The sequence below is a fragment of the Archangium sp. genome (genome assembly GCF_045802675.1).
Lineage (GTDB): Bacteria > Myxococcota > Myxococcia > Myxococcales > Myxococcaceae > Archangium.
On sequence record NZ_JBJMQO010000097.1, the window covers coordinates 19,039 to 41,674 of the forward strand.

General features: G+C 71.0%; 20 protein-coding genes, 6 tRNA genes and 1 riboswitch. Of the genes, 7 read left to right on the forward strand and 19 right to left on the reverse strand.

Going from position 1 to position 22,636, the window contains the following annotated elements:
* Positions 1–187 precede the first annotated feature (187 nt).
* The gene (gene rapZ, locus ACJ8AN_RS28195; protein ID WP_407758594.1) at positions 188–1,054 is read right to left on the reverse strand and encodes an RNase adapter RapZ; all 867 of its coding nucleotides are present in this window, start codon (positions 1,052–1,054) and stop codon (positions 188–190) included.
* Positions 1,051–2,016 (reverse strand): HPr(Ser) kinase/phosphatase, encoded by a 966-nt coding sequence (gene hprK / locus ACJ8AN_RS28200; protein ID WP_407758640.1) that lies wholly within the window; start codon positions 2,014–2,016, stop codon positions 1,051–1,053. The genes rapZ and hprK overlap by 4 nt, the downstream gene beginning before the upstream one ends.
* Before the next feature lie 51 nt (positions 2,017–2,067).
* On the opposite strand from hprK, the gene ACJ8AN_RS28205 reads away from it, so the two are divergent.
* The 3 genes from ACJ8AN_RS28205 (at position 2,068) to ACJ8AN_RS28215 (ending at position 4,839) form a co-directional block, all read left to right on the forward strand.
* Positions 2,068–3,534, forward strand: a complete 1,467-nt coding sequence (locus tag ACJ8AN_RS28205) for a hypothetical protein (protein ID WP_407758595.1) — start codon at positions 2,068–2,070, stop codon at positions 3,532–3,534.
* Positions 3,535–3,596: 62 nt separating this feature from the next.
* Positions 3,597–3,941 carry a histidine triad nucleotide-binding protein gene (locus tag ACJ8AN_RS28210; RefSeq protein WP_407758596.1) on the forward strand — a complete coding sequence of 115 codons (345 nt, stop codon included), beginning with the start codon at positions 3,597–3,599 and terminating at the stop codon, positions 3,939–3,941.
* A 133-nt stretch (positions 3,942–4,074) separates the two neighbouring features.
* The gene (locus tag ACJ8AN_RS28215) at positions 4,075–4,839 is read left to right on the forward strand and encodes a YoaK family protein (RefSeq protein WP_407758597.1); all 765 of its coding nucleotides are present in this window, start codon (positions 4,075–4,077) and stop codon (positions 4,837–4,839) included.
* A gap of 905 nt (positions 4,840–5,744) precedes the next feature.
* Here ACJ8AN_RS28215 and ACJ8AN_RS28220 read toward each other — a convergent pair.
* Both ACJ8AN_RS28220 and ACJ8AN_RS28225 read right to left on the reverse strand, forming a co-directional pair.
* Positions 5,745–5,981 carry a hypothetical protein gene (locus tag ACJ8AN_RS28220; RefSeq protein WP_407758598.1) on the reverse strand — a complete coding sequence of 79 codons (237 nt, stop codon included), beginning with the start codon at positions 5,979–5,981 and terminating at the stop codon, positions 5,745–5,747.
* 71 nt (positions 5,982–6,052) lie between these two features.
* Positions 6,053–8,092, reverse strand: coding sequence for a chloride channel protein (locus tag ACJ8AN_RS28225; protein ID WP_407758599.1), 2,040 nt, complete (start codon positions 8,090–8,092; stop codon positions 6,053–6,055).
* Positions 8,093–8,297: 205 nt separating this feature from the next.
* Here ACJ8AN_RS28225 and ACJ8AN_RS28230 point away from each other — a divergent pair, with 205 nt between their 5' ends.
* Positions 8,298–8,675: a hypothetical protein gene (locus ACJ8AN_RS28230; protein WP_407758600.1), complete on the forward strand. Its 378-nt coding sequence runs from the start codon at positions 8,298–8,300 to the stop codon at positions 8,673–8,675.
* Positions 8,676–8,682: 7 nt separating this feature from the next.
* On the opposite strand, the gene ACJ8AN_RS28235 is transcribed toward ACJ8AN_RS28230, so the two are convergent.
* From ACJ8AN_RS28235 to ACJ8AN_RS28260, 6 genes are all read right to left on the reverse strand, one after another.
* Complete coding sequence (locus ACJ8AN_RS28235; RefSeq protein WP_407758601.1) at positions 8,683–9,477, reverse strand: ABC transporter ATP-binding protein; 795 nt, start codon at positions 9,475–9,477, stop codon at positions 8,683–8,685.
* A 25-nt stretch (positions 9,478–9,502) separates the two neighbouring features.
* Positions 9,503–12,352: a protein kinase domain-containing protein gene (locus ACJ8AN_RS28240; protein WP_407758641.1), complete on the reverse strand. Its 2,850-nt coding sequence runs from the start codon at positions 12,350–12,352 to the stop codon at positions 9,503–9,505.
* A gap of 193 nt (positions 12,353–12,545) precedes the next feature.
* Positions 12,546–14,225 carry an FHA domain-containing protein gene (locus ACJ8AN_RS28245; RefSeq protein ID WP_407758602.1) on the reverse strand — a complete coding sequence of 560 codons (1,680 nt, stop codon included), beginning with the start codon at positions 14,223–14,225 and terminating at the stop codon, positions 12,546–12,548.
* Positions 14,226–14,369: 144 nt separating this feature from the next.
* A complete protein-coding gene (locus ACJ8AN_RS28250; RefSeq protein ID WP_407758603.1) occupies positions 14,370–14,873 on the reverse strand; it encodes a ubiquinol-cytochrome c reductase iron-sulfur subunit in 504 nt (167 codons plus the stop codon).
* Positions 14,870–15,559: a cell surface protein gene (locus tag ACJ8AN_RS28255; RefSeq protein WP_407758604.1), complete on the reverse strand. Its 690-nt coding sequence runs from the start codon at positions 15,557–15,559 to the stop codon at positions 14,870–14,872. The genes ACJ8AN_RS28250 and ACJ8AN_RS28255 overlap by 4 nt, the downstream gene beginning before the upstream one ends.
* A 2-nt stretch (positions 15,560–15,561) precedes the next feature.
* Complete coding sequence (locus ACJ8AN_RS28260; RefSeq protein ID WP_407758605.1) at positions 15,562–16,848, reverse strand: hypothetical protein; 1,287 nt, start codon at positions 16,846–16,848, stop codon at positions 15,562–15,564.
* A gap of 142 nt (positions 16,849–16,990) precedes the next feature.
* Positions 16,991–17,212, reverse strand: a riboswitch (cobalamin riboswitch).
* Between the two features lie 105 nt (positions 17,213–17,317).
* On the opposite strand from ACJ8AN_RS28260, the gene ACJ8AN_RS28265 reads away from it, so the two are divergent.
* A complete protein-coding gene (locus ACJ8AN_RS28265; protein ID WP_407758606.1) occupies positions 17,318–17,836 on the forward strand; it encodes a DUF1993 family protein in 519 nt (172 codons plus the stop codon).
* Between the two features lie 43 nt (positions 17,837–17,879).
* Positions 17,880–18,416 (forward strand): hypothetical protein, encoded by a 537-nt coding sequence (locus ACJ8AN_RS28270; RefSeq protein ID WP_407758607.1) that lies wholly within the window; start codon positions 17,880–17,882, stop codon positions 18,414–18,416.
* Between the two features lie 11 nt (positions 18,417–18,427).
* Here the strand turns inward: ACJ8AN_RS28270 and ACJ8AN_RS28275 are convergent.
* The 7 genes from ACJ8AN_RS28275 to ACJ8AN_RS28305 all read right to left on the reverse strand — a co-directional run bounded on the left by ACJ8AN_RS28275 (position 18,428) and on the right by ACJ8AN_RS28305 (position 19,311).
* Positions 18,428–18,500: transfer RNA gene (locus ACJ8AN_RS28275), tRNA-Gly, on the reverse strand.
* Positions 18,501–18,512: 12 nt separating this feature from the next.
* Positions 18,513–18,587, reverse strand: a tRNA-Leu gene (locus tag ACJ8AN_RS28280).
* A 114-nt stretch (positions 18,588–18,701) separates the two neighbouring features.
* A tRNA-Glu gene (locus ACJ8AN_RS28285) sits at positions 18,702–18,774 on the reverse strand.
* A 26-nt stretch (positions 18,775–18,800) separates the two neighbouring features.
* Positions 18,801–18,874, reverse strand: a tRNA-Gly gene (locus ACJ8AN_RS28290).
* 12 nt (positions 18,875–18,886) lie between these two features.
* Positions 18,887–18,961 (reverse strand) — tRNA-Leu (locus ACJ8AN_RS28295).
* Between the two features lie 18 nt (positions 18,962–18,979).
* A tRNA-Leu gene (locus ACJ8AN_RS28300) sits at positions 18,980–19,054 on the reverse strand.
* A 101-nt stretch (positions 19,055–19,155) separates the two neighbouring features.
* Positions 19,156–19,311, reverse strand: coding sequence for a hypothetical protein (locus tag ACJ8AN_RS28305; RefSeq protein ID WP_407758608.1), 156 nt, complete (start codon positions 19,309–19,311; stop codon positions 19,156–19,158).
* Positions 19,312–19,467: 156 nt separating this feature from the next.
* Between ACJ8AN_RS28305 and ACJ8AN_RS28310 the strand changes: the two genes are divergently transcribed.
* Positions 19,468–20,670, forward strand: a complete 1,203-nt coding sequence (locus tag ACJ8AN_RS28310) for an ArnT family glycosyltransferase (protein WP_407758609.1) — start codon at positions 19,468–19,470, stop codon at positions 20,668–20,670.
* 15 nt (positions 20,671–20,685) lie between these two features.
* Here the strand turns inward: ACJ8AN_RS28310 and ACJ8AN_RS28315 are convergent, their stop codons facing one another.
* Both ACJ8AN_RS28315 and ACJ8AN_RS28320 read right to left on the reverse strand, forming a co-directional pair.
* A complete protein-coding gene (locus ACJ8AN_RS28315) occupies positions 20,686–21,759 on the reverse strand; it encodes a FecCD family ABC transporter permease (protein ID WP_407758610.1) in 1,074 nt (357 codons plus the stop codon).
* A gap of 2 nt (positions 21,760–21,761) precedes the next feature.
* Positions 21,762–22,634 carry an ABC transporter substrate-binding protein gene (locus tag ACJ8AN_RS28320; RefSeq protein ID WP_407758611.1) on the reverse strand — a complete coding sequence of 291 codons (873 nt, stop codon included), beginning with the start codon at positions 22,632–22,634 and terminating at the stop codon, positions 21,762–21,764.
* Positions 22,635–22,636 lie beyond the last annotated feature (2 nt).

The following is a 22,636-nucleotide window of genomic DNA, read 5'->3' on the forward strand; positions in this document are numbered from 1 at the left end:
CCTTGCCTTCCTGAAGGAAGGTAAGTCAGGTCCTGCCTCCCCGCCCGCAATTTCACCGACCAATGGACGAAAGGCTGTCGGCTGCCCGACGAGGAAGCATCTTGCCACTCATCCAGAGGGAGTCGCGAGGGGGCGGGTGTGAGGAGGGAGGCGCACAACCCTCACCCTTCGAGCGGGAGCGTGGGCGCTACTCCTTCTCGATGTCGCGGTCCCACAGCTGCACGCGCGGGTGGTCTCCGGCGAGCCGCTCGCGCAGCTCCTCGGCGATGGCCACCGAGCGGTGCTTGCCGCCGGTGCACCCCAGCGCCACCGTGAGGTACGCCTTCCCCTCCTTCTGGTAGCGCGGGAAGAGGAAGCGGCAGAGGTCCTCCACCTTCGCCACGAACTGCTGCGTCTCCTCGCGGTCCAGCACGTACGCCGACACCCGCGGGTCCTTCCCCGTCAGCCCCTTCAAGTCCGGGACGAAGTACGGGTTGGGCAGGAAGCGCACGTCGAACACCAGGTCCGCCTGCGGCGGCACCCCGTGCCGGAAGCCGAAGGACATCACCGACAGCGACGGGCCACTCGCCGGCTCCGGGCTGAAGCGCGCCTGCACCATGCGCTTGAGGTCGTGCACGTTGAGCACCGACGAGTCGATGACCTGGTCGGCCATCTCCCGCAGGTCCTTGAGGGCCACGCGCTCGGCCTGGAGGCCCTCGGCCACGCTGCCCGTGGGCGCCAGCGGGTGGCGGCGGCGTGTCTCGCTGAAGCGGCGGAGGAGGCTCTCGTCGCTGGCGTCCAGGAAGAGCACCTCCACGTGGTGCCCCGCCCGGCGCACCTCGTCGAGCACCCGCGGCGCCTCGTGCAGGAAGATGCCCTCGCGCGCGTCCACCACCAGCGCCAGGTGCTCGAACTGGCCGCCACCGGCCAGCTCCGTCAGCTTGGTCAGCAGCAGCACCGGCAGGTTGTCGATGCAGAAGAAGCCGACATCCTCCAACGCACGGATGGCGGTGGACTTGCCCGAGCCGGACATGCCCGTGATGACGACGAGGTGCTTGGCCGGGGCGGTGCTCACTCGACTTCCTCACCCATGGAGCGGCGCATCGCCCCTTGGGCGATGGCACGGTTGAGCTGCTCGGCGAACTCCCTCGCCGAGTGGTGGCCCTGCTGCTTGAGCAGCTGGTTGCGCGCGGCCACCTCGATGATGGTGGTCATATTACGTCCCGGGCGCACTGGCACCACCGACAGGGGGATGTCCACCCCCACGATGTTCATGAACTTGTCTTCCACGCCCAGCCGGTCGTACTCCTGCTGCGGATCCCACTCGTGCAGTTCAATCACGAGCTCTATCTTCTTGCGCTCGCGCACCGCGGCCACGCCGAACAGGTCCTTGATGTTGATGATGCCCAGGCCGCGAATCTCCATGTGGTGACGGATGACGGGGTTGCCCGCGCCGTACACCACCCCCTGCCGCCGCCGCGTCACGTCCACGATGTCGTCGGCCACCAGCCGGTGCCCGCGCATCACCAGGTCCAGGGCGATTTCACTCTTGCCGATGCCGCTCTTGCCCAGCAGCAGGATGCCCACGCCGAACACGTCCATGAGCACGCCGTGCAGGCTGCTCGACTCGGTGAGCGCCTCCTCGAGGAAGGCCTGCACCTGCTGGATGAACTGGCTGGAGAGCAGCGGGGTGCGCATGAGGGCCAGCCCGGACTTCTCGCACGCCTCGAGCAGCACGGGCGGCGGCGGCAGGTCCTTGGTCACCACCACGCACGCCAGCTCCTCCTGGAAGAGCGAGTCCAGCACCTCGTGCTGCCGCTCGACGGGGAGCGTGAGCAGGTAGGAGATTTCCGTGTTGCCGAACACCTGGACGCGGTGCGGATGCAGGTGCTCGGTGAAGCCCGTGAGCGCCAGCCCCGGCTTCTGGATGCGCGAGGAGTTGATGCGGCGTTGCAGCCCCCGCTCGCCTGCCACCAGGGTGAGCCGGAGGTCGTACTCGCGGTCTTCGAGGAGCTGGGATACGCGGATAGAGTTCATCGGCAAGGGTGTGGAATATCACCCGCCGGGCTTTTTGCGTGGTGAACCCTCATGTCCGCCTCCCCCCCCACCGCCGAAGCACCCACCGAGCGGCTCCTCGCCCGAGCCGTCCTCGTGCTGATTCTGGGGGTGGGAGCCACACTCCGGGTGTGGCTGGCGCTCACCGATGACGGCATCTACTGGCCGGACGAGGTCTACCAGAGCCTGGAGCCCGCGCACCGGCTCGTCTTCGGCTACGGGATGCGGGCCTGGGAGTTCATCGAGGGCGCGCGCAACTGGGCCCTGCCGGCGCTCGTGGCCGCGCTCTTCAAGCTGTCGGCGTGGGTGGGACTGGACGGGCCGCGCGGTTACCTCGGCGTGACGCGGAGCGTCTTCGGGCTGCTGGGGGCGGCGAGCGCCTGGGGGAGCTGGCGGCTGGCGCGGGCCCATGGGGCCTCGGCGCTGGCGGCCGGGGCGGGGGCCTCGCTCTTCGCGCTCGCCGCCGTGCCCCTCTACTTCGCCCCCCGGGCCATGAGCGAGAACGCCTCCGCGCCCGCGGTGGTGCTGGGACTGGCACTCGCGCTCGCGCCAGGGGCCTCGCGCCGGGCGGTGCTGGCCGGGGCCTCGCTGCTGGGGCTCTCCGTGCTGCTGCGCCTGCAGAATGGCGTCTTCTGCGTGGGCCTCGTCGGCGTGCTGGCGGCCCGGCGCGACTGGCGGGCCGCGCGCGAGGCCCTGCTCGTGCTCGCCGGGTGGGCCCTGGTGTTCGGGCTGCTCGACAAGCTCACCTGGGGCCGTTGGTTCCACTCGGCCCGCGTGTACCTGGACTTCAACCTCGTGCAGGGCAAGGCCGCCGCCTGGGGCACCGCGCCCTTCGCGTACTACGGCCAGGTGCTGCTGCGCTCCATGGGCGCCGTCACCCTCGTGGCCCTGGGGCTGTCGCTGCTCGCGGCCCGGCGGGCTACGGGACTCTTCGCCCTGGCCGCCGCCTTCTTCGTGCTCCACGCGCTGCAGCCCCACAAGGAGCTGCGCTTCCTCGTGCCCGTGCTGCCCCTGTTCGCCGCGCTCGCCGGCGTGGGGTTGGACTCGGTGCTGCGCGCCCTGCCGCCCTCGCCCGTGCGGCTCGCCCTCCCCCTGGCGCTGGTGGCCATGGCGGGCTTCTCCGGCCTGCGCGTGGGGCTGCTCACCTTCGGGGACGTGGGGCAGTACGAGGACGTGAAGCCCCGAGCGAGCGCCTGGGACGACTTCGGCCCCGTCAACCGGCTGCTCATCGCCGCGGGGCGGCTGCCGGACGTGTGCGGCCTGAAAGTGGAAGCGGCACACCTGGCCTGGACGGGCGGCTACAGCTACTTCCACCGCGACGTGCCCCTCTACGCGCACAACGGGCCGGGGCGCGAGTCCGGCCTCTTCAGCCACGTGCTCACCGTGCCCGGCGCCGTGGGCGGCGGCGAGGTCGTGGCCTCCGAGGGCCCCTTCGTCCTCGTGCGGCTGCCGTACGCACGCTGCGCTCCGGATCCCGCCTGGTCCTCGCGCCTTCCGTGAGCCAACTTTTGGCCCAGGAGACCATTTCCCAAGGCGCACGGCGCTGCTAAGCCGGGGCGCCTATGTCCGATTGCATCTTCTGCAAGATTCGCGACGGCCACATCCCCGCCAAGGTCGTCCACCGCGATGAGCACTGCTTCGCCATCGAGGACATCAACCCCCAGGCCCCCACGCACCTGCTCGTCATCCCCACCGAGCACATCCCCACGGTGAACGACCTGACCGTGGACCACCGCGAGGCGGTGGGGCACCTGTACCTCTCCGCCGCGAAGCTGGCCCGCCAGCGCGGCATCGCCGACAGCGGCTACCGGCTGGTGATGAACACCCACCGCGACGCGGGGCAGACGGTGTTCCACATCCACCTGCACGTGCTCGGCGGGCGCCCCATGGAGTGGCCGCCGGGATAGGCCCGCCCGCCCGGGGTTCAGGCGAGCGAGACCTCGGGTGAGAACGGCGCCCGGCGCCTGCTGGGAGCCCCGCGCGGAAGTGGGGGAAGTGGTACACCCCTCTCAACGCCTCCGTCAGGAGTTGCCCGGCGCCATGCCCTTCAGCGCAGCGACACCGCGTCGCAGCCGCCTCGCCTATTCCACGCTCGCCCTGCTGCTGGCAGGGGCGGCTGGGACGGTGAACGCCACCAGTTTCTTCGCCTTCGGCTTTCACATCACCCACATGACGGGGCACGTCTCCGAGGTGGGCGAGGCGCTCGTGAGCGGGCGGTGGGACGGGGCGCTCGTCGCCGGACGGATGGTGTTCGCCTTCCTCGTGGGCGCGATTACCGCCGCGGCGCTGCTGGATGCCTCGCGCCACCGGCAGCGCGGGCGCCACACCCCGGCCCTGTTCGTGGAGACGGTGACGCTCGGCGCGGTGGGGCTGTGGGCCCACGAGCACCCCAACGCCAACGAGCCCACGCTCCTGTGGGGACTGGCCTTCGCCATGGGCCTGCAGAACGCGCTCGTCACGCGCGTGTCCGGCGCCGTGGTGCGCACCACGCACCTCACCGGCGTGCTCACGGACATCGGCATCCAGCTGGTGCGCATGGTCGTCTGGGTGCGCGACGGCGGCCGCGAGCGGGGCCTGCGAGGCCTGTGGAACAAGGTGTTGGACCTGCCCTCCGCCGAGCAGTTCGAGCGCACGCGGCTGCACCTGGGCCTCGCGTTCGCCTTCCTGGCGGGCAGCATGCTCGGCACAGTGCTCTTCCTGCACTACGGCGCGCCCGCCATGGCCATGCCGTGCGTGGTGCTGATGCTGGTCATCGCGCTCGACGTCAGCCCCGCGGGCAGCCACGCCCCCGCCGTGGGGCACTGACGCGCGAGTTGCGCACGGTGCCGCGCCGGGAACTCACGTGTCCGGGTCGCACGTCCAGGCGTACTCCGCGGAGTAGCGGTAGCACTTGTAATGGGGGCCGCAGGCCTTGGGCACGGCCGGGTCGCAGGACTTGCGGCAAGCCCCTATATCGCAGACGAACCCCTCGGGACAGGAAGTGGGATTCGCCTCGTCACAGTAGATGAGACACGTGCCCCAGACCTCGTGCGGGTGATGGGGGAAATCCCGGATGACACACTCCTGCCCGCCAGGGCAGGGCGTGCGCTGGCAGTTCTGGCCATACACCTGCGCGCAGATGGACACGCCCTCCTCCAGCCGGATGCACTCCTGTCCCTCGGGACACGCGCGGCCCTCGCAGGTGGGCACACAGGACGGGCCGTTGGGCCCCTCCTGGCAGAAGAAACCCTCGGGACAGCTTCCGGGCTCGTCCATCCGGCACCGCCGCCCACACCGGTCGCCCTGGCACAAGAGTTCCCGCTCACATGCCGTCTCACGAGACACAGGCAGGTCGAAGCAGGTGTCGCCCTCCTTCTGCCCTCCCACGATCGTGCAGTAACGGATGGCGGGACCGTCCCCCAGCGTCCTCAGCGTGCGGCACGCCATGTCTTCCGAGCATTGCTGATCCGTCATGCACTTGCTGTCCGTGCAGTACGCCCCCATGACCCGCGCATTGACCAGGCACCCCAGTGGAGGCTGGCACTCCCTGGCTCCCCCGCAGGGACGCTCGTAGGTCATCAGGCTCCGGCGCTCCTCGACCGACAACATCGGCGCCACATTCGATGCAGGGGATGGACGCAATCCTCTGAACAGAGCCACATGGAGGGCCCAGGCCAGGGGCAGGACCAGGAGGAGGCTCAGCACGACGAGCAGGGGCGTGCGCCAGCGCATCATTCGGCGACCCTGAACTGACACTGGTGCGGGCACCCATTTCGCTCCCACTGAGCAGGAATCCTACAGGCCGCTTTCCACTGTTCTTCGCTCAGGTAGCAGTTGTGCCGGTGCAGTTCCTCCTCGATGTCCTTCTCCATCGCCCGGTCGAGGGTGCCGCCCTCCCTCCAGGTCTCCGGGCACGCCGTCCCCACCACCATCAGCCACGTGAACGCGAACACCTGTCGCCAGCGCATGTGTGCTCCCCGTGAAAGCGGCACCCTCCAACGAGCCGCCCGCATCATACGCCCGCGCTTCACCCCTCCGGCTAACGCGGAATCTCCGTCGGGGAGAAGGCGGGCTCGGCTCGGGGCTTGAGCAGCTCGCCTCGCAGGAAGCGCTCGAGCCCCGCTCGCGTCACCACCCCCACCTGTCCGTCCCCCTGCACCGGCAGCGCATCCACGAGCTGCGTGTCCATTGTCGCGAGCGCCTCGCCCACCGGCGTATCCGGAGACACCGGCCGCACCAGGTCCACCAGCGCCGCCACCCCGGACTCGCCCTCCGCCTGCCGCCAGCGCTCGCCCAGCGTGCTCGCCGTCACCACCCCCAGCAATTGCCCGTCCGCGCCTCGCACCGGCAACGCCGCCACCGGCGCGGTGAGCAACCGCTCGCGCAACGCCGGGGCCGGCAAATCGGGCCCCACCGGCTCCATCCACGCCACCAGCGAGCGCACCGGCATCCGCCTCAACGCGTGCGGATCAATTCCCGCCCGCCGCTCCACCAACGCATGGCACAGCGCCGACGCCAGTGTGCACGTCACCATCAGCGGCAGGATGATGGCGTAGTTGCCACTCAGCTCGTACACCATCATCAGCCCCGTGAGCGGCCCGCGCGTGAGCGCCGCCACCGCCCCGCCCATGCCCACCATCGCGTAGGCACCGCTCGGCGCGGTGATTCCGGGCGCGAGCGCGTGCAGCACCTCCCCGAACGCTCCTCCCGCCAGCGCCCCCATCACCGTCATCGGGAAGAACGTCCCTCCCGAGCCCCCGGAGCCCAGCGTCAGCGACGTGCCCACCAGCTTCAGCACGCACCCCGTGGCCAGCAGCGTCAGCGAGAGCTCCCGCACCGCCGCTTCGTTGATGTACTCGTGCCCCGTGCCCCACACCACCGGGTGCACCAGCGCCATGCACCCCACCAGCAGGCCTCCCAACGCCGCCCGCAGCGGCAGCGGCCGCCGTCCCAGCCAGGCACTCACCCGCCCCGGCTTCTTCCCGTGGAAGAGCTCCTCGAGGCCGTGCATCAGCCGGATGAACGCGTACGCCAGCAGCCCCGTCACCAACCCCAGCAACCCGTAGAAGACGATCTCCCAGCCGCTCACCATGCTGTAGGTGACGCGCCGGATCATCGCCGCGTCCCCCATCACGCCCCGGCCCACCATGGTGGCCGTCACACTCGCGAGGATGATGGGCGAGAAGACGCGCAGCTGGAACTCGCGCAGGATGATCTCCATCGCGAAGAGCGCTCCGGCGATGGGCGCGTTGAAGGAGGCGGCGATGCCCGCTCCCGCGCCGCTCGCCAGCAGGATGGCCAGCTCGCGCCGCGTGAAGCCCAGCGTGCGCCCCACCTCCGAGCCGAACGCCGCGCCTCCGAACACGATGGGCCCCTCGCGCCCCGCCGAGCCTCCCGTGCCGATGGTGATGGCGCTCGCCACCAGCTTGAGCAGCCCGTCCCTCCCCGACAGCCGGCCCTCGCGCTCCACCGCCTTCACCACCTCGGGAACACCGTGGCCGTGCGTCTCGGGGTGCTTGTACAGCACGCGGCCCACCACCAGGCCTCCCACCATGGGCAGCAGCGGCAACAGCCAGGGCTGCACGCGCTGGATGCTCCGGCCCACGTCCTCGTGCTGGCCCAGCACCGCGTTCACCACCGTCATCGCCACCAGCGGGTAGTAGAGCGACAGCGCCCCCAGCACCAGCAGCCCCAGCACCTCCAAGCGGCGCTTCACCTCGTCGCGCGGGCCTCCGGGCAGGATGATGCGCGCGAGCACCAGCGCTCCCAGCCCCAGCGTCCCGCCGACGATGAGGTACTCGGAGTGCCAGCGCGCCTCGGAGAAGGCCCGGGTCAGCGCCTCGCGCCCATCCATCAGCCGCGGGAAGCCCAGCACCAGCCCGCTCACGAGCGCGATGAGGTTGGCGAAGAGCCCCGCGGCCAGCCCGCTGTAGAGCCCCACCACCGCGCCCGCCACCGGCAGCACCGAGGGCCCCGGCAACCGCAGGCGGTTGGTGACCGCCAGCAGCTTCAGCGCCCACCGCTCCAACCGAAGCACCTGACGGCGTATCCGCCCGCCCTCCTGCGAAGAGGTGTCCATACGCTCGCTCGAGGTTGAAGCCGCGAGCCTCTCACGCGCCCCCCGCCGCGCCACCCTCGCGTCACGCGGAGTTCCACCGCCGGACAGTCGGGCCATGGCCCTGGACAGCCAGCCGGGCGGGCGCTCCTTCCCGGCGTGGTCGCCCTCCTCGCCATCCCTACCTTCAAGGGACGAACGAGCACGCATTTCCGCCAGGAGAGAGACGATGAAGCGCTGGTTGGGATGGACGTTGGTTCTGGGACTGGGCGGGGCGCTCGCCACGGGTTGCGTCTCCCGGCAGACCGAGGACGCGCAACAGGTGGGCAGGCCCTACACGCCCATTCAACAGAAGTACAAGCCCCCCTCCGCCTCCGAGGCCCAGAGTGGCCTCGAGTCCCAGGGCGGACAGGGAGGCTCGGGGCTCACCATGCCCGAGCGCTGGCAGGGGCACCCGGACACCGCGCGCCGGGAGAGCGAGGGCGCGGGGCCCTATCAGCTCAGCCAGCCGCAGCCGGTTCCCCGCGAGCGCAGACCCGCTCCGCTCGGCGTGGGCGCGGGCCCGGACAACGCCCGCAAGCTGGCCATGGACCAACTGAAGCACTGAGGACGCGTCAGCGCCCCCCGGCCGTCCACCGCGCACGCGGGGCGAACAGGCGCGCTCCCGAGGGGGCGCTCGCCATCTCCATGGGCACGCCATAGAGGGCCTCGAGCCGCTCGCGCTGGAGCACGTCCGCCGTGGGGCCCTGTGCCAGCACGCGCCCGTCGCGCATGAGCAGCACGTGCGTGGCGAAGGCCGCCGCGAGGTTGACGTCGTGGAGCACCGCCACCGCGCCCAGCCCCGCGTCCACCCGCGCGCGCACCCGCTCCAGCGCCCCCACCTGGTGGGCCACGTCGAGGAACGCGGTGGGCTCGTCCAGCAGCAGCAGCTTCGGCTGCTGCACCAGCCCGCGCGCCAACAGCAACATCCGGCGCTCGCCTCCGGACATGGCCTCGCAGGGACGCTCGGCCAGGTACGCCACCTCCAGCTCCTCCAGCACCCGCCGCGCCAGCACCTCGTCGCTCGCCGAGGTGAGGCCCCACAGGCCCAGGTGCGGGCTGCGCCCCATCAGCACCAGCTCCAGCCCGCTGAAACCCTCGGCGGGCTCGAAGCCCTGCGGCACCCACGCCACGTTCCGGGCGAGCTCCCGCGCCTCCCACCCGCTCCGCTCCCGCCCCAACAACCGGATGACTCCGCGCGTCCACGGCATTGTCCCGAGCACACCGCGCAACAGCGTGCTCTTGCCCGTGCCGTTGGGCCCGAGCACCACCCACAGCTCCCCGGTGCGCACCGCGCAGTCCACGTCCCGCAGCACCGGCGAGGGCCCGTAACCGGCGCTCAGTCCCTGGATGTCGAGCAAGGTCTCCACGGCGCGTTGGCGGCGAGGGCCCGGCTCAGGAGCCGCCCTTCCTCTTCTGGAGCTCGCGGTACAGCGCTTTCACCTTGCCGAGCAGCTGGGCGTTCTCGACGTCTCCCATGCCCACCACCTCGGCCTCGAGGTCCTGGTAGCGGCTGCACAGGAAGTCGAGGTTCTCGCACGCGTACACGCGGGTGAGCGCCTTGTAGGCGCCGCGCGTCTTGGCCCACTCCTTCTGGAGCGTCGACGAGGTGCGCGCGGAGCGCTTGCGTGGCGGCACCCGCTTGCTGGGAGCCGGTGCCCGGGTGCTGGACGGAGGCGCGAGCGGGGCGAGCAGGGACTCCCCCGAAGCGGACTCGGCCGGAGCGGAGCCCGTGTCCGGAGCCGGAGCCGTCTCGGGCGCCGGAGCCGTCTCGGGCGCCGCGGCGAGCGCCTCCGACGGAGTGGGAGCGGGCGGCTGCGTCCCTCCCCGCGCGGAGTCGCCCGCGGCGGCGGTGGACCGCGCTTCGGCCGAGGCAGCGGGCGCGGCGGACGGCGGCGGGGCCTCGGCGAGCTTCCCGGCCTGCACGGACGGAGCGGACGGCGGCGGCTCGGGGGCCTTCTGGGCCTGGGCAGGCGGAGTGGAAGGAGACGGAGCCTGTGCCCCCTTCTTGCCCGGTGGAGTCAGACGACGCGCGGGCGGGGGCTCCACGTGCTCCTCATCGGAGTGCTGCATGAGGAAGGCGACGGCGCCCAGGCCACCGCCCACCACCAGCAGCGTGAGCCCCACCGCGGCCCACAGCAGGGGACGCCCCGGCCGGGCCGGCATGGCCGTGCGGCGGGTGATCTCCTGCGCCACGGGCGGCGGCGCCTCGTCGTTCGCCGCGCCTTGTGCAGTGCCCCGAGCGGTGCTGCTGCCCACCTCCCGCATGGAGGAGGACGTCGGACGCGGGGCGGCCACGGGGATGCCCGTCGACGTCACGCGGCGGCGAGGAATCTTCCGGCCCCCCTGCGAGACCTCTTCCTCCTCGGGCGCGTTGTCGCGGCGCAGCTGCGGATCAACCACCGCTCGAGGCTGCGTGTCCTCGTGATAGACGTCCCGCGACGGACGCGGCATCTGGATGCGCGGGTGCGTGTCTTCCAGGCGCACGTCCACCGCGCCCTCGTCCAGCGCGGTACCGAGGACGCGCGACTCGTCGGGCTGCTGCGTCTCGAAGGGCAGCGAGGCGGGATCCGGCTCCTCCGCGGACGGCTCCTCCGCGGGCGCGAGGGCGTGCGAGTCCTCATCCGCGTGGAGCGGCTCGGACCACATCGGGGTGTCCTCGATGGCCACCACTTCCGGAGGCGTGTGCAGCGGCATGGGCACGGCGGGCAGCGAGGCCGGTGAAGGAATGGGCCCGGCGGACACCTGCACTTCGCGCGTCGGCGTTACCAGGCCGGGCGGAGCCGCCACGGGGGCGGCGCGCGGCGCGGGGGGAGCCGGCACACCCGGCGGCGCGGAAGCCCGGAGCATGGCGGCGGAGACCTGCACCTCGCGCGTCGGAGTGTTCGAACCGGGCGGCGTACCCGACGGCGCACCCGGGAACCGTCCCGCCCCCGAGCCCGGCTCCGCCGACATCACCGGAGGCGCGGCGGGCGCACGTGGAGCGCTCGGAGCAGCGGGAGCCCTGGGCGTGGCGGGCGCCGTGAGCCCCGACACATCCACCGTGGGCGAGCCTCCCGGCGGCGACGAGCGCTCGCGCCTCGGCTCCTCGCGCCTGGACTCCTCGATGGCTTCCACGTCCACGGCGGGCCGCGTGGGCTCGTCCACCACCACGGCCGGCCGCGTCTCACCGTCGTCTCGCGCGGGGCCACCCTCTCGCGTGCGCGGCGTGGGCTTGAAGGAGAGCGCCTCGACGGCGCCGTCCAGGCGGATCGTCTTCGCCGGCAGCGTCGCCGCGGGCCTCGGCGGTGCCCCCTCCGGCATGCCGATCACCACCGGCTCCGGCTCGGGCGCGCGTCCCACCTCGCGCAGGCTCGAGAGCAGCCGCCGCTCGGCCTGGTACTCCGAGCCGAACAGCTCGTGCATGTACCGGCTCACGCTCTCCGGGCCCGAGGCCGGGTCCAACTCCAGCAGGCACGCGTTGAGCCTCGCGCGCAGCTCCTCCGCCGTCTGGAAGCGCTGCGCCGGCTCCACCGCCAGCGCCTTCATCACCAGCTGCGCCACCGTGGACGGCACCGACGGCACCCACTGCGTCAGGGGCGGGATGTCCGGCTGCGCCACCGCCGACATCAGCTCGCCCGGAGGCAGCACGTCGAACGGGTTCTTTCCGGAGATGAGCTCGTAGAGACACAGGCCCACCGCGTACAAATCACTGCGCCGGTCCACCGGCTGGTGCCGGGCCTGCTCCGGCGACATGTAGAGGAACTTGCCGAGGATGATGCTCGGGTTCGTCTTCGCCGCGCTCAGCCGGCTCTTGGCCAGGCCGAAGTCGATGACCTTCACCTCCCCTTCGTAGGAGATGAGGATGTTCTGCGGCGAGATGTCCCGGTGGACGAGGTTCAGCTCGCCCTCGTCATCGCCCTTCTTGCGGTGCGCGTAGGCGAGCGCGTCCAGCACCCGGCCCATCACGAACAGGACGAACGTCACCGGCAGCGGCTTCTGCCTGTCTCGCGCGCGCCCGGCCACCTTGCGCAGGTCCTTGCCGTCCACGTACTCGAGGGCCATGTACGCCTCGCCCTCGTGCAGCCCCATGTCCAGCACCTGCGCGATGGAGCCGTGCGACAGCTTCACCAGCGTGCGCGCCTCGCCCACGAAGCGCTCGACGAACTCGGGGTCCGCCGCCAGCTGCGGCAATATCTTCTTGATGACGCACAGCTTCTCGAAGCCCTGCGTGCCCTCGAGCCGGGCGAGGAAGATTTCGCCCATGCCGCCCGTGGCCAGCTGGGTCAGCAGCGTGTAGCGGCCGAAAGGCACCGGCCGGAACGGACGCAGTCGCGCATTCGAGGACGACGGGTTCACGGGTGCTGGGCGCTCATGCTCGCGGGGGGGAGGTGCATGCTCGCATGGAGGCGGCTTCCAGTGCGAGTCTCAATCCAACCTCCCCCTACCTGGACGCACCTCAACGCACACCCGGGTTGGTGAGCTGGGGGACGTCCTCGTCCATGACCTCGAAGGCGGCGACCTTGTCGCGAGGGGCGCGGATGAGGCGCTCGCCGAGGGGGACGACGTCGAAGCGGGCACCGATGACGGCGAGCGTCTTGCCGGTGATGAGCACCTGGCCGGGCATGGCGGTGGCGGCGAGCCACGAGGCCACGTTCACGCCCTCGCCCACGGCGGAGTACGCGGGGCGCGACTCGAGGCCCACCAGGCCCACCAGGGCGCGGGTGGTGTTGATGCCGAAGCGCAGCTCGCAGCGCTCGTCCATGGGGCGGCGGGCCATGTAGCGCTCCCAGTCGGAGCGCAGGGCGAGCGCGGCGCGCACGGCGCGCACGGCGTCGTCGGGATTGGGGTAGGGGGCGCCGAAGACGGCCCGCAGGGACTCGCCGAGGAAGCCCTCCAGGGTGCCCTCGAAGCTGAAGACGATGCCGACCAGGTGCGAGTGGAAGTCGTTGAGCAGCACGCTGGCGCGGGCGGCGCCGATGCGGGTGCACAGCGCGCCGAAGCCCACGAGCTCGGCGTGGACGAGGGTGACGTTGCGCTCCTCCAGCCCGGGCAGCTTGCCGCCGGAGCCCTGGAGCTCGGAGGCGCGGCGCTCGGCCAGCTCGGGCGCGAGGAAGCGCTCCAGGTTCTGGCGCAGGGCCTGCCCGGCCGGAGCAGCGGAGAACTTCTGCACGCCGGTGGCCACCAGGTGCGCCACGGCGGTGCACGCATCCAGCATCACCTCCAGCTCGGTGTCGTTCTTCGCCGAGGTGTTGACGTAGAGCACGCCGGAGAAGGGCGCCTCGAGCCCGATGGGGATGCACAGCACCCGGTCCACGCCATAGAGGATGACGCTCTCGCGGCCGGCGAAGCGGCGATCATCGCGCACGTCGCCCACGAGGAGCGCGCTGCCCTGGCGCAGGGCCGAGTCGATGATGGCATCGGACACGGGCACCTCGCCCTTGGCGAGCTTGCCGCGGTGACGCACGGCGGCGGGCACGAGCACGCCGGTGGGGTGGCGCAGCAGCACCACGGCGGTGGTGGCTTCAATCCGCTCGAGCACCCGGTCCATGGTGGCCTCGAGGAAGGCCGTGAGGCTGGTGGCGGTGGCGAGCGCCTCGGCGGTGTGGAAGAGGAGGACGAGCGTCTCGTAGGCGCCGCGGGGAGCGGACGGCACCGGCGCGACGGGGGCGGCGGTGGCGGGCGGGGCATCGAAGGGGCTGGAGAAGTTGTCGAGCGCCCGCAGCAGGTCCACGTTCTTGATGTTCTTGGAGAGGATGACGGAGGGCCCCACGTCGTCGCCGTGGCCGAAGCGGCGCACGCCTCCGGCGCCCAGGTCCACCATCTCCGTGGCGGCGTTCTCCACCTGGTGGGGCTGGCGCACCGAGAGGGTGTTCTCGCCCAGGGAGATGGTGTCGCCGGGCTGCAGGTCGATGGTGCCCTGCAGGGGCGAGCCGTTGACGCGGCTGCCGTTGCGGCTGCCGAGGTCCTCGATGCGCAGGCTGTCGCCCGCCACCACGAGGCGCGCATGGCGCCGCGAGACGAGGTCGCCGCCGAGGACGATGTCGTTCTCATCCGCGCGGCCGAGGTGCGTGATGCCCTCTGGCAGCTCGTAGGCAGTGTCGAAGTAACCCGGGCCGTTGATGATGATCTGCCACATCGCGGCGGGGAGATTACACGACCCGGCCCCACAGTCGCGCAGGGCCGGACACGAGAGACTCCAAGAAGGCCCGCGAGGGCCCCTCCTTGACACGCGGAGTCAAATCCAGCTGGGACTCGGGAGCCCCCGGGCCGCGCCGAGCCGTCAGCGTGGCCGGTGGAGCCAGAGCGAGTCCCCCACCCGCCCCACCGGGAAGGCGTGTAACGGACGGGTGGCGGGGCCGCGCAGCACCCGGCCATCCTCGCCGAAGCGCGAGCCGTGGCAGGGGCACTCCAGGAGCGCCTCGCCGGGCACGTAGGAGACGGAGCAGTCGCCGTGCGTGCAGATGTGCCAGACGGCGGCGAAGCAGCCCGACGCGGTGTGCATCACCACCACGTCGAGCAGCGCCTCCGGCAGCCGCACCACCACCGAGCCCCCCGGCTCGCGCAACGCCGGGTGCTCGGAGAGCTTCACCTCCACCCAGCCCTCCCCGGGAGAACCGGGCGTGACGCCGCAGGCCCCGGCATCCGTGGACGGGGGAAGCACGGTGGCCTCGCGCCAGTCGGGACCGCAACCGGCGCAGAAGGCGGCGAGGGCACAGGTGCCGTGCAGCAGCGAGCCGAGCACGGCCCGCCGCTCGAGCCTGGAGCCGTCCGCCCCGGAGCTCATTTCCACTCGCAGATGGGAGAGCCGTTCACCACCGCGAGGGCATCCAGGTCGAAGCCGCCCGAGGTGAATCCGTACGAATTCTCTCCGGTGTCCTGGATGCGGACGAAGCGCGCCCGGGCCACGCCGAGGGTGGCCAGGTCGAAGCCATCACCCCCCGCCACGGACGGGTCCGTGGGGCTGATGCCGTTGTCCGGCGAGGAGAAGACGGACTTCACGCCCGCGCACCCGGGAGAGCCGTTGGCCCAATCCGTGGCGTTGCAGGGGAACGTGTGCCACGACTGGCCGTCCTCGCTCACCGCGACGATGCCCGTCTCCATGAAGTTGCCGAAGGGGTTCTCGAAGACGAGCAGGTCCACGCCGGGCCCGTCCACCACGCCGATATCGGTGAGCTCGAGAACGATTTCCCCGCCCCGTCCGAGCGAGAGCACGTCCAGCGAGCCCATGCCGGAGCCTCCACCGTGGGGAGGCCCGAGCACGACGTCCGGGTAGCCATCCTGGCCGAAGCCGGCGGACTCGCCGGGCGTGAAGGACACCACCTTGTCGGCGAACGGGTTGTTCTCGCTCGCGCAGACCACGGGCGCCGGGGGGTCCTCCTTCTGCTCCTCGGAGGGACCCCCACAGGCGGTGGCGAGCAGGGACGCGGCGAGACAGGCGCTCCAGCGCGCCAGGGTGCCGTGCGTCTTCATGGCTATGGCAGCTTCTGGAGGCGGACGAGCCGGCTGCCGTTCTTGTCGCTCACGCCCACGAGCAGATCCGCGCCCATGGAGGTCATGGCCACCACGTCGGTGCAGGTGTTCTGGGTGGTGAGCACGGACTCGAGCGCGCCAGGGGTGACGACCTTCGGGTCGATGCCGCCCACCGCCAGCTCGACGCGCGACACGTCATGCGTGTGACTCGCGAACGACGCATCGAAGTAGCCCCGGTGGATCGCCACGCCATCGCCGAAGCCCGCGGTGGAGAAGATGTCCGTGCCCACGTAGATCTCCGGCGCGTTGGAGGTGGTGAGGGCCAGCGTCGTCCCGGCGGAGAGCGCGGGCGAGTACGTCGCGGGAGCCACCGCCAGCAGGTGGTTGATGTAGGGATTGAACGGGCCGGCCGGGTCCGGGAGGCTGTAGCCGAACACGGCGACGTCATTGCTCGCGAGCGCCACGTTACCGCTGGCGGGAGCCTCCGCCGGGAAGGTGGCCAGCTTGAAGGCCGTGTAGGGCGTGGCGTCCGTCTTCAGCGCGTAGACGGCATTGCCACTGTCGGCCGAGCCCTCGAGGCCCCCGCCGTTGATGAAGAAGGCCCCGGGGAGGCCCACGGCGGTGAAGTTGCCGGGCGCGGAGCGCCAGGTGCTGTTGGCCGGGGTGGCCGTGTCATGGACGAGCACCTTGCCGGGGAAGCCCGCGCCGCTCTTCGTATAACCGGCGAGCAGCCGGGTCCCATCGTTGGCCAGGAAGCCGCTCAGGAATGTCGTCTGGGTGCGATCCTCCTCCGCGATGACGGACTGGAGGGCCGAGTCGCCGAGCGCGACGGCCGGCCAGGTGCCGAGCGCATAGAGGCTCTTGTCCGCACCCTTCAGGCCGTACAGCTTGAACTCGGAGCCGCTCTTGACGGCCGTGACCGAGTCGATGCCCGCGGGGAGCGTGGCGGACTCGGCGGCGGAGTAGCCCGCCTGGAGTTGCAGCGTGCCGAGCTTCGCGTCATGAGGAAGATCCGCGCAGGAGACGCCCGCGTCGGTGCCCGCATCCGTGCCCGCGTCCGTTCCGGCATCGGTGCCCGTGTTCGTGCCCGCGTCGGTACCGGCATCCGTGCCCGGGCTGGTGACGTCGCGCGCCACGCAGCTGTTGGACTCGCACACCCACCGCTGCCCCTCGGGGGCCGCGCCCTTCTTGTTGTTGCAGTCGTACGGGTCGACGCACTCGTCCGCGCACCCGGTGAACAGCAGCCCCATCGCCAAGGCGCCCAGCGCCACCTTCATCGCCGTCTTCATCGCGTCCTGCTCCTCGCCCCCTCGGGCGGAATGCCTGCGAGGGATAGCGGCAGCGGGATGCACGAGCGGGCACGCCTCGACAGAGGACGCGCACGGCGGCGCACCCGCTGCCTCCCCTCGGAGGCCTCGGTGTCGTTCCGTGCCACCGGCACGGGTCCTCGGCAGGTTTTCGGACTCATGGGCACCGTGGCCTCGCACCGAGGCCACCTGTCCTACTGGCCGTCGCTTCCCAGCCCTCGGGGGAGGACCAGTGCGTCGTGACGGCGTTCGTTCCCATTCACCGCTGCGGGGCAGTCCCGGACTCTCACCGGGTTCCCTCGGGCCTCCACGACCGTGTGGAGGAACCGAAGACGGGGCGCGGGATATGGCGATGGGGCGGCTTTGTCAAATGCTCCTTCCACCTCGCACAGACAGTACGCCCGGCTGTGGAGCGAAGTGCTAAGTCTCCCGCACCCCAAGGGAGACAACCATGAACCTCTACGACATCACCGTGCCGCAGCTCCTCCGTACCCTCGGCCAGATCCACCGCTGGCTCGACAAGGCGCAGGCGCACGCCGACCAGAAGAAGTTCGACGTCAACGTGCTCCTGACCGCGCGACTCTCGCCCGATCAGTTCCACCTGACCCGGCAGATCCAGGTCATCTCCGACAACGCCAAGAGCCTCGCCGCGCGCCTCGCCGGCGTTCAGCCTCCGGCGTTCGAGGACACCGAGAAGACCGTCGAGGAGCTGCGCGCTCGCGTCGACAAGACGGTTGCCTTCCTGAAGACGCTCAAGCCCGAGCAGTTCCAGGGCGCGGCCGAGCGGACCATCACCCTGCCCTTCATGCCGGGCAAGGGCCTGAAGGCGGCCGACTACCTCATCACCTTCGCCCTGCCGAACTTCTACTTCCACGCCGCGACGGCCTACTCGATCCTCCGTCACAACGGCGTCGACGTGGGCAAGGGCGATTTCCTCGGCGAGCTGCCGTTCTTCGACATCGCGAAGTAGCGCGGGACGTCTTCTCCGGGCCGTGCGTGCTAAGCACACGCGCATGGCCCGCACTCCTTCCAAGCCCACGAAGCGTCCCGCCGCGAAGAAGACGGCGGTGAAGAAGTCCGCCGCGAAGAAGACTGTCGCGAAGAAGGCCGCCCCCCGCGGCACCGCGAAGACCGCCGAGGCGCAGCCGGCCCGGCCCGCTCCGAGCACCAAACCGCTGGGACAGAAGATGCTCCTCAAGGCCGGCATGGAGGCGGTGGTGCTCGGCGCTCCCGGGGACGCGGCCACGCTGCTGGGTGAGTTGCCCACGGGCGCTCGCGTGCGGACGAAGCTCGGAGCCGGAGCCCCCTTCATCCTCGCCTTCGTGCACAACCGCGCCGAGCTCGCGCGGCGCATGGCGGAGCTCGGCCCGGTGCTCACGCCCACCACGGTGCTCTGGGTGGCCTACCCGAAACAGTCCGCGAAGGTGGAGACGGACCTCAACCGGGACCGCGGTTGGGAGTCCGCCGAGAAGCTCGGCTTGCAGACCGTGGCCCAGGTGGCCGTGGACGCCACGTGGGCCGCGAGCCGGCTCCGTCCCTCGGCGGGCTGAAGCCCGTGAAGAGCGGTCGGCGGGAGTCGAACCCGCGTACACCTGAGTGGCGCTCAGGGGCCTCTGCCTCTCGGCCACGACCGCATGTTGTTGGAGTGCCGCGGGCGGGAGTCGAACCCGCAACCCCTGCGTTCTGAACGCAGTGCCTCTACCAGGTTGGGCTACCGCGGCATGTGCTTCGACTGCGGGACTGCCAGGAGCGCTCCTGCAGGGAATCGAACCCAGTTCACACGGTAGACGGCCGTGCTGCGATCCAATCGCATCCAGGAGCTTGTGTGTTGCGAGTACCTCGTACGGGAGTCGAACCCGTCTTTCCGCAGTGAGAGTGCGGTGTCCTTCGCCGATAGACGAACGAGGCAGGAGAGCCGGTGCTGAACTGCGTAGAGCGGTCGGCGGGAGTCGAACCCGCGTAACACCTGAGTGGCGCTCAGGGGCCTCTGCCTCTCGGCCACGACCGCATGTTGTTGGAGTACCGCGGGCGGGATTCGAACCCGCAACCTCTGCGTTCTGAGCGCAGCACCTCTACCAGGTTGGGCTACCGCGGCAGGTGTTTCGACTGCGAGTGCCGGAGGCGGGAGTCGAACCCGCCACCACCAGACTCTCGATCTGGGGCCTCTACCGAGTTGGGCTACTCCGGCATGGGGAAAAGCAGGACCCGGAAAAGCAAAGGGCCGGGTCCCTTCTGGGAGCCCGGCCCCTGAGTCCCGTGCCTCGCCGTGAAGACGAGGACGCGGAAGGTTCAGGGTCCGGGCGGTCGGCCACCCAGCGACTCGAGTCCGCCGAGCAGCAGGTCCAGAGCGGATTCCAGACCGGTACGCGAGAGCGCGTCGATGCCAGTGTCAGTATCGTTCAGGGACTCGAGGTTCATCGGGCTCTGCTTCGTCACCGTGGTCATGGTCACCGCTCCTTTCATCCAGAAAAGACGCGGCGGAATTTCGTTCCTGACAACGGCTGCACGCCCGTGCCTCCACCCAACTACGACCAGCGCCGCGACTCTCCGGCGCACGCATCGGGCGGCGGTGGCTGTGGTAAGTACCCGCGCCGCCCGCCCATGGTTCTCCCGCCCTCCTCGCGCAAAATCCTCCTCATCCTGCTGGCGCTGCTCGCCCTGGGCATGAGCCTGCGTTTGAACCGCTACGCCGGGCCCAACCTCTACGGCATGCAGGCGCAAGCCTGGTTGGAAGGCCGGCTGGATGTGCCGGGCCCGGTGGAGGACCTGAGCCTGTATGCGGGCCGCTACTACGTCGCCTTTCCCCCGTTCCCCTCCCTGGTGCTCCTGCCGGTGGTGGCGCTCACCGGCCATGAGCGCGCCCCCTACCGCACCGTGGCGTTGGTCCTGGCCGGACTGGCGGCATGGCTGGCCTGGCGGGTGCTGCGGCGGCTGGACATCCCCGAGCCGGATCGCCCCTGGCTGGTGGCGGCGCTCCTGGCGGGGACGGCCTTCTGGTACTGCGTGGTGCAGAGCGAGGCCGTCTGGTTCCTCGCGCACGTGGTGTCGGTGACGTGCTCGCTGCTGGCCTTGGACGAGGCCCTGGGCTCCGCGCGAGGCGCGAGGGCGGGACTGTGGGCGGGGCTGGCCTTCCTGTCCCGTCAGCTCTGCGTCTATCTCATCCCCTTCATCGTCCTGGTGGTGTGGTGGCGCCACACGGAGGCGGGCCGCCGCCGGCAGGTGCGCGAGGGCGTGCTGGCACTCACGCTCGCGGGCGTTTGTGGTGGGGTGTATCTGCTGCTCAATGCCTTGCGCTTCGGCAACCCCTTCAACACGGGCTACGCGGGCATGCCCCTGACGGATTTCCTGGCCGAGCGCGTGGCGCGCTACGGGCTGTTCCATCCCGCCTACGTCCCCTTCAATTTCTTCCACATGTTCCTGGAAGGGCCGCACTTCCTGTTCGGTGGGCCCCGGAACCTGGCACTCCAGGGAATGGATGGCATGGGCACGTCGCTCACCCTGGCCAGTCCCTTCCTGTTCGTGGCCCTGGCGTCGCGGCCGGAGCGGCCCTTGCGATGGGCGGCCTGGGGAATGGTCGGCGTCTCGCTCGTCCACATGCTGCACTACTACAACAACGGTTGGGTGCAGCTGAACGCGCAGCGCTTCAGTCTGGATTTCCTGCCCGTGCTGTGGGTGCTCATGGCGTTGGGCACCCGGCACGTGGAAGCACGTTGGTGGAAGGGATTGGTGGCCTGGTCCATCGGGCTCAACGTGCTCGTCTTGTCGCTGCTGCCCGAGCTCATCCACGCCTGGCGGAGGTTGTGAGCCGGCGCCCGCCTCTCAACCCACCGTGAGCCGGCCCTGCCGGTACAGGAGCAGCAGGAACAGCGGCCCGCCGAGCACCACCGTCACCGCGCCCACGGCCAGCCCGCCGCCGAACAGCGGAGACACCACTCGCGCCAGCAGGTCCGCGAGCATGAGGAACACCGCGCCCCCGAGCGCCGACAGCGGCACCAGCAACCGCTGGTCCGGCCCGAAGGCGAGCCGCAGCAGGTGGGGCACCATGAGTCCCACGAAGCCCACGAGCCCGGAGAGCGACACGGCCCCGGCCACGCTGGCGCTCGCCGCGAGCAGCAACCACACCCGCGTCCGGGCCACGGGCACTCCGAGCGAGGCCGCGTCCTCGTCTCCCAGCGTGAGCAGGTTGAGCTGCCCCGAGAGCGCCATCATCACGCCAATGGCCGCCGCCTGCAGGAGCGCGGACAGGGCGAGCGTGCTCAGGTCCTCGATGCCGAGCGTCCCGACGAGCCAGTTGAGGATCTCCCCCAGCCGGTACGGGCCGGAGAGCGTCTTGATGACGGTGATGGCGGCGGAGGCGAAGGCGTTGAAGACGACGCCGGTGAGGAGCGCGGCATAGGGGGCTCGGCCACCGTGGCCCCGGCTCGTGACGAGCACGAAGGCCATGGCCCCTCCAGCCCCCAGGAAGGCGAACAGCGCCGGAGCGGAGAGGCGCGCCAGCCCGCCCCAGAGGCCTGGAGTCACCGCGTCCACGGTGGCCAGGCCCAGCGCCAGGGCGATGGTGGCTCCGAGCGCCGCGCCTCCGGACACACCAAGCACGAACGGATCCGCCAGCGGATTGCGCAGCACTCCCTGCAGGGTGGAACCGGAGGCGGCGAGCCCCGCGCCGACGATGGCCGCCAGCAGCACTCGCGGCAGGCGCACCGCCCAGAAGATGACGGCGTCCGCGTTTTCCGGGGAGGGCGTCCCGAAGAAGCCCCTGCGCAGCGAGATGGCTTCGTCGCCAAAGCAGGTGGCCATGACGAATGCCACGGCCAGCAGGACGAGGAACACCCCGCACAGCCCGAGCGCCCGTGCCGGGGTGAATCCCGCGCTGCCTCTCGCCCACGCGCGCATGGTCAGCGCACGGTCCCGGTGCCGGGCTTCGCGGACGGGTGCAACAGCTGGAACAGCTCCTCCAGCCCGCGTCCCAGCGAGGGCCCCGGCTGCAGCAGCGCCAGCGACGGCACCTCCACCCAGCGCGACCGGGAGAGAATCGCGGTGAGCTTGTCCTTGCCCACGTCCACGTCCGCCGCATCCACCACCACGTCCGGTGCGGCCATCACCGCGTGCTCGACGGAGTAGACGGGGTACTCCGAGCCCGCGTCCGCCGCCACGTTGAGGGCTCCCGCGTCGCGCATCAGCTCGTCCGCGAAGGAGCCGGGCCCGGCGACGACGAGCGGCTCGAAGCCATAGGCGAACAGGACGCGGGGAGGCTTCAGTCCCTTGGCGGCCTCGCGGATGCGGGCACGGGTGGACTCGATGCGCTGCACGAGCGTCTCGGCCTCCTTGTCCTTCCCGAGCGCCTTGCCCACCGCGCGCAGGGCGGCCAGCGTATCGGCCACGGTGTGCAGCGGCAGCAGCAGCACGGGCACACCGAGCTCGGCCAGCTTCTCCACCGGCCGCTGGTTGCCCGGGCTCGGCTGCACGAGCAGGAGGTCCGGCCGGAGCCCGATGATCGCCTCGACGGAGGGGTCCACGAAGCCGCCCACGCGGCGCAGGCCGGCCACCTCCTTCGCCTCATCGAAACGGGACACGCCCACGAGCGTGCTCCCCGCCCCCAGTGCCAGCACCGTCTCCGTGAGCGACGGAGCGAGCGTCACCACGCGCTTCACCTTCTCGGGAGGCTTGGGGCCCAGGAAGCGGGGGCCGCCCTGGGGAGCAGCGGCGCGCGCGGCGGTGACGAGGCACAACGCGGCGAGCAGGACGAAGGGAACGAGACGGGTCTTCATGG

Excerpts from the sequence above, each read along its gene's own strand:
- hprK (WP_407758640.1), bottom strand. The coding sequence starts at position 2,016 with ATGAACTCTATCCGCGTATCCCAGCTCCTCGAAGACCGCGAGTACGAC.
- ACJ8AN_RS28205 (WP_407758595.1), top strand. The coding sequence starts at position 2,068 with ATGTCCGCCTCCCCCCCCACCGCCGAAGCACCCACCGAGCGGCTCCTC.
- ACJ8AN_RS28210 (WP_407758596.1), top strand. The coding sequence starts at position 3,597 with ATGTCCGATTGCATCTTCTGCAAGATTCGCGACGGCCACATCCCCGCC.
- ACJ8AN_RS28215 (WP_407758597.1), top strand. The coding sequence starts at position 4,075 with ATGCCCTTCAGCGCAGCGACACCGCGTCGCAGCCGCCTCGCCTATTCC.
- ACJ8AN_RS28220 (WP_407758598.1), bottom strand. The coding sequence starts at position 5,981 with ATGCGCTGGCGACAGGTGTTCGCGTTCACGTGGCTGATGGTGGTGGGG.
- ACJ8AN_RS28225 (WP_407758599.1), bottom strand. The coding sequence starts at position 8,092 with ATGGACACCTCTTCGCAGGAGGGCGGGCGGATACGCCGTCAGGTGCTT.
- ACJ8AN_RS28230 (WP_407758600.1), top strand. The coding sequence starts at position 8,298 with ATGAAGCGCTGGTTGGGATGGACGTTGGTTCTGGGACTGGGCGGGGCG.
- ACJ8AN_RS28240 (WP_407758641.1), bottom strand. The coding sequence starts at position 12,352 with ATGGGCGAAATCTTCCTCGCCCGGCTCGAGGGCACGCAGGGCTTCGAG.
- ACJ8AN_RS28245 (WP_407758602.1), bottom strand. The coding sequence starts at position 14,225 with ATGTGGCAGATCATCATCAACGGCCCGGGTTACTTCGACACTGCCTAC.
- ACJ8AN_RS28250 (WP_407758603.1), bottom strand. The coding sequence starts at position 14,873 with ATGAGCTCCGGGGCGGACGGCTCCAGGCTCGAGCGGCGGGCCGTGCTC.
- ACJ8AN_RS28255 (WP_407758604.1), bottom strand. The coding sequence starts at position 15,559 with ATGAAGACGCACGGCACCCTGGCGCGCTGGAGCGCCTGTCTCGCCGCG.
- ACJ8AN_RS28260 (WP_407758605.1), bottom strand. The coding sequence starts at position 16,848 with ATGAAGACGGCGATGAAGGTGGCGCTGGGCGCCTTGGCGATGGGGCTG.
- ACJ8AN_RS28265 (WP_407758606.1), top strand. The coding sequence starts at position 17,318 with ATGAACCTCTACGACATCACCGTGCCGCAGCTCCTCCGTACCCTCGGC.
- ACJ8AN_RS28270 (WP_407758607.1), top strand. The coding sequence starts at position 17,880 with ATGGCCCGCACTCCTTCCAAGCCCACGAAGCGTCCCGCCGCGAAGAAG.
- ACJ8AN_RS28305 (WP_407758608.1), bottom strand. The coding sequence starts at position 19,311 with ATGACCACGGTGACGAAGCAGAGCCCGATGAACCTCGAGTCCCTGAAC.
- ACJ8AN_RS28310 (WP_407758609.1), top strand. The coding sequence starts at position 19,468 with ATGGTTCTCCCGCCCTCCTCGCGCAAAATCCTCCTCATCCTGCTGGCG.
- ACJ8AN_RS28315 (WP_407758610.1), bottom strand. The coding sequence starts at position 21,759 with ATGCGCGCGTGGGCGAGAGGCAGCGCGGGATTCACCCCGGCACGGGCG.
- ACJ8AN_RS28320 (WP_407758611.1), bottom strand. The coding sequence starts at position 22,634 with ATGAAGACCCGTCTCGTTCCCTTCGTCCTGCTCGCCGCGTTGTGCCTC.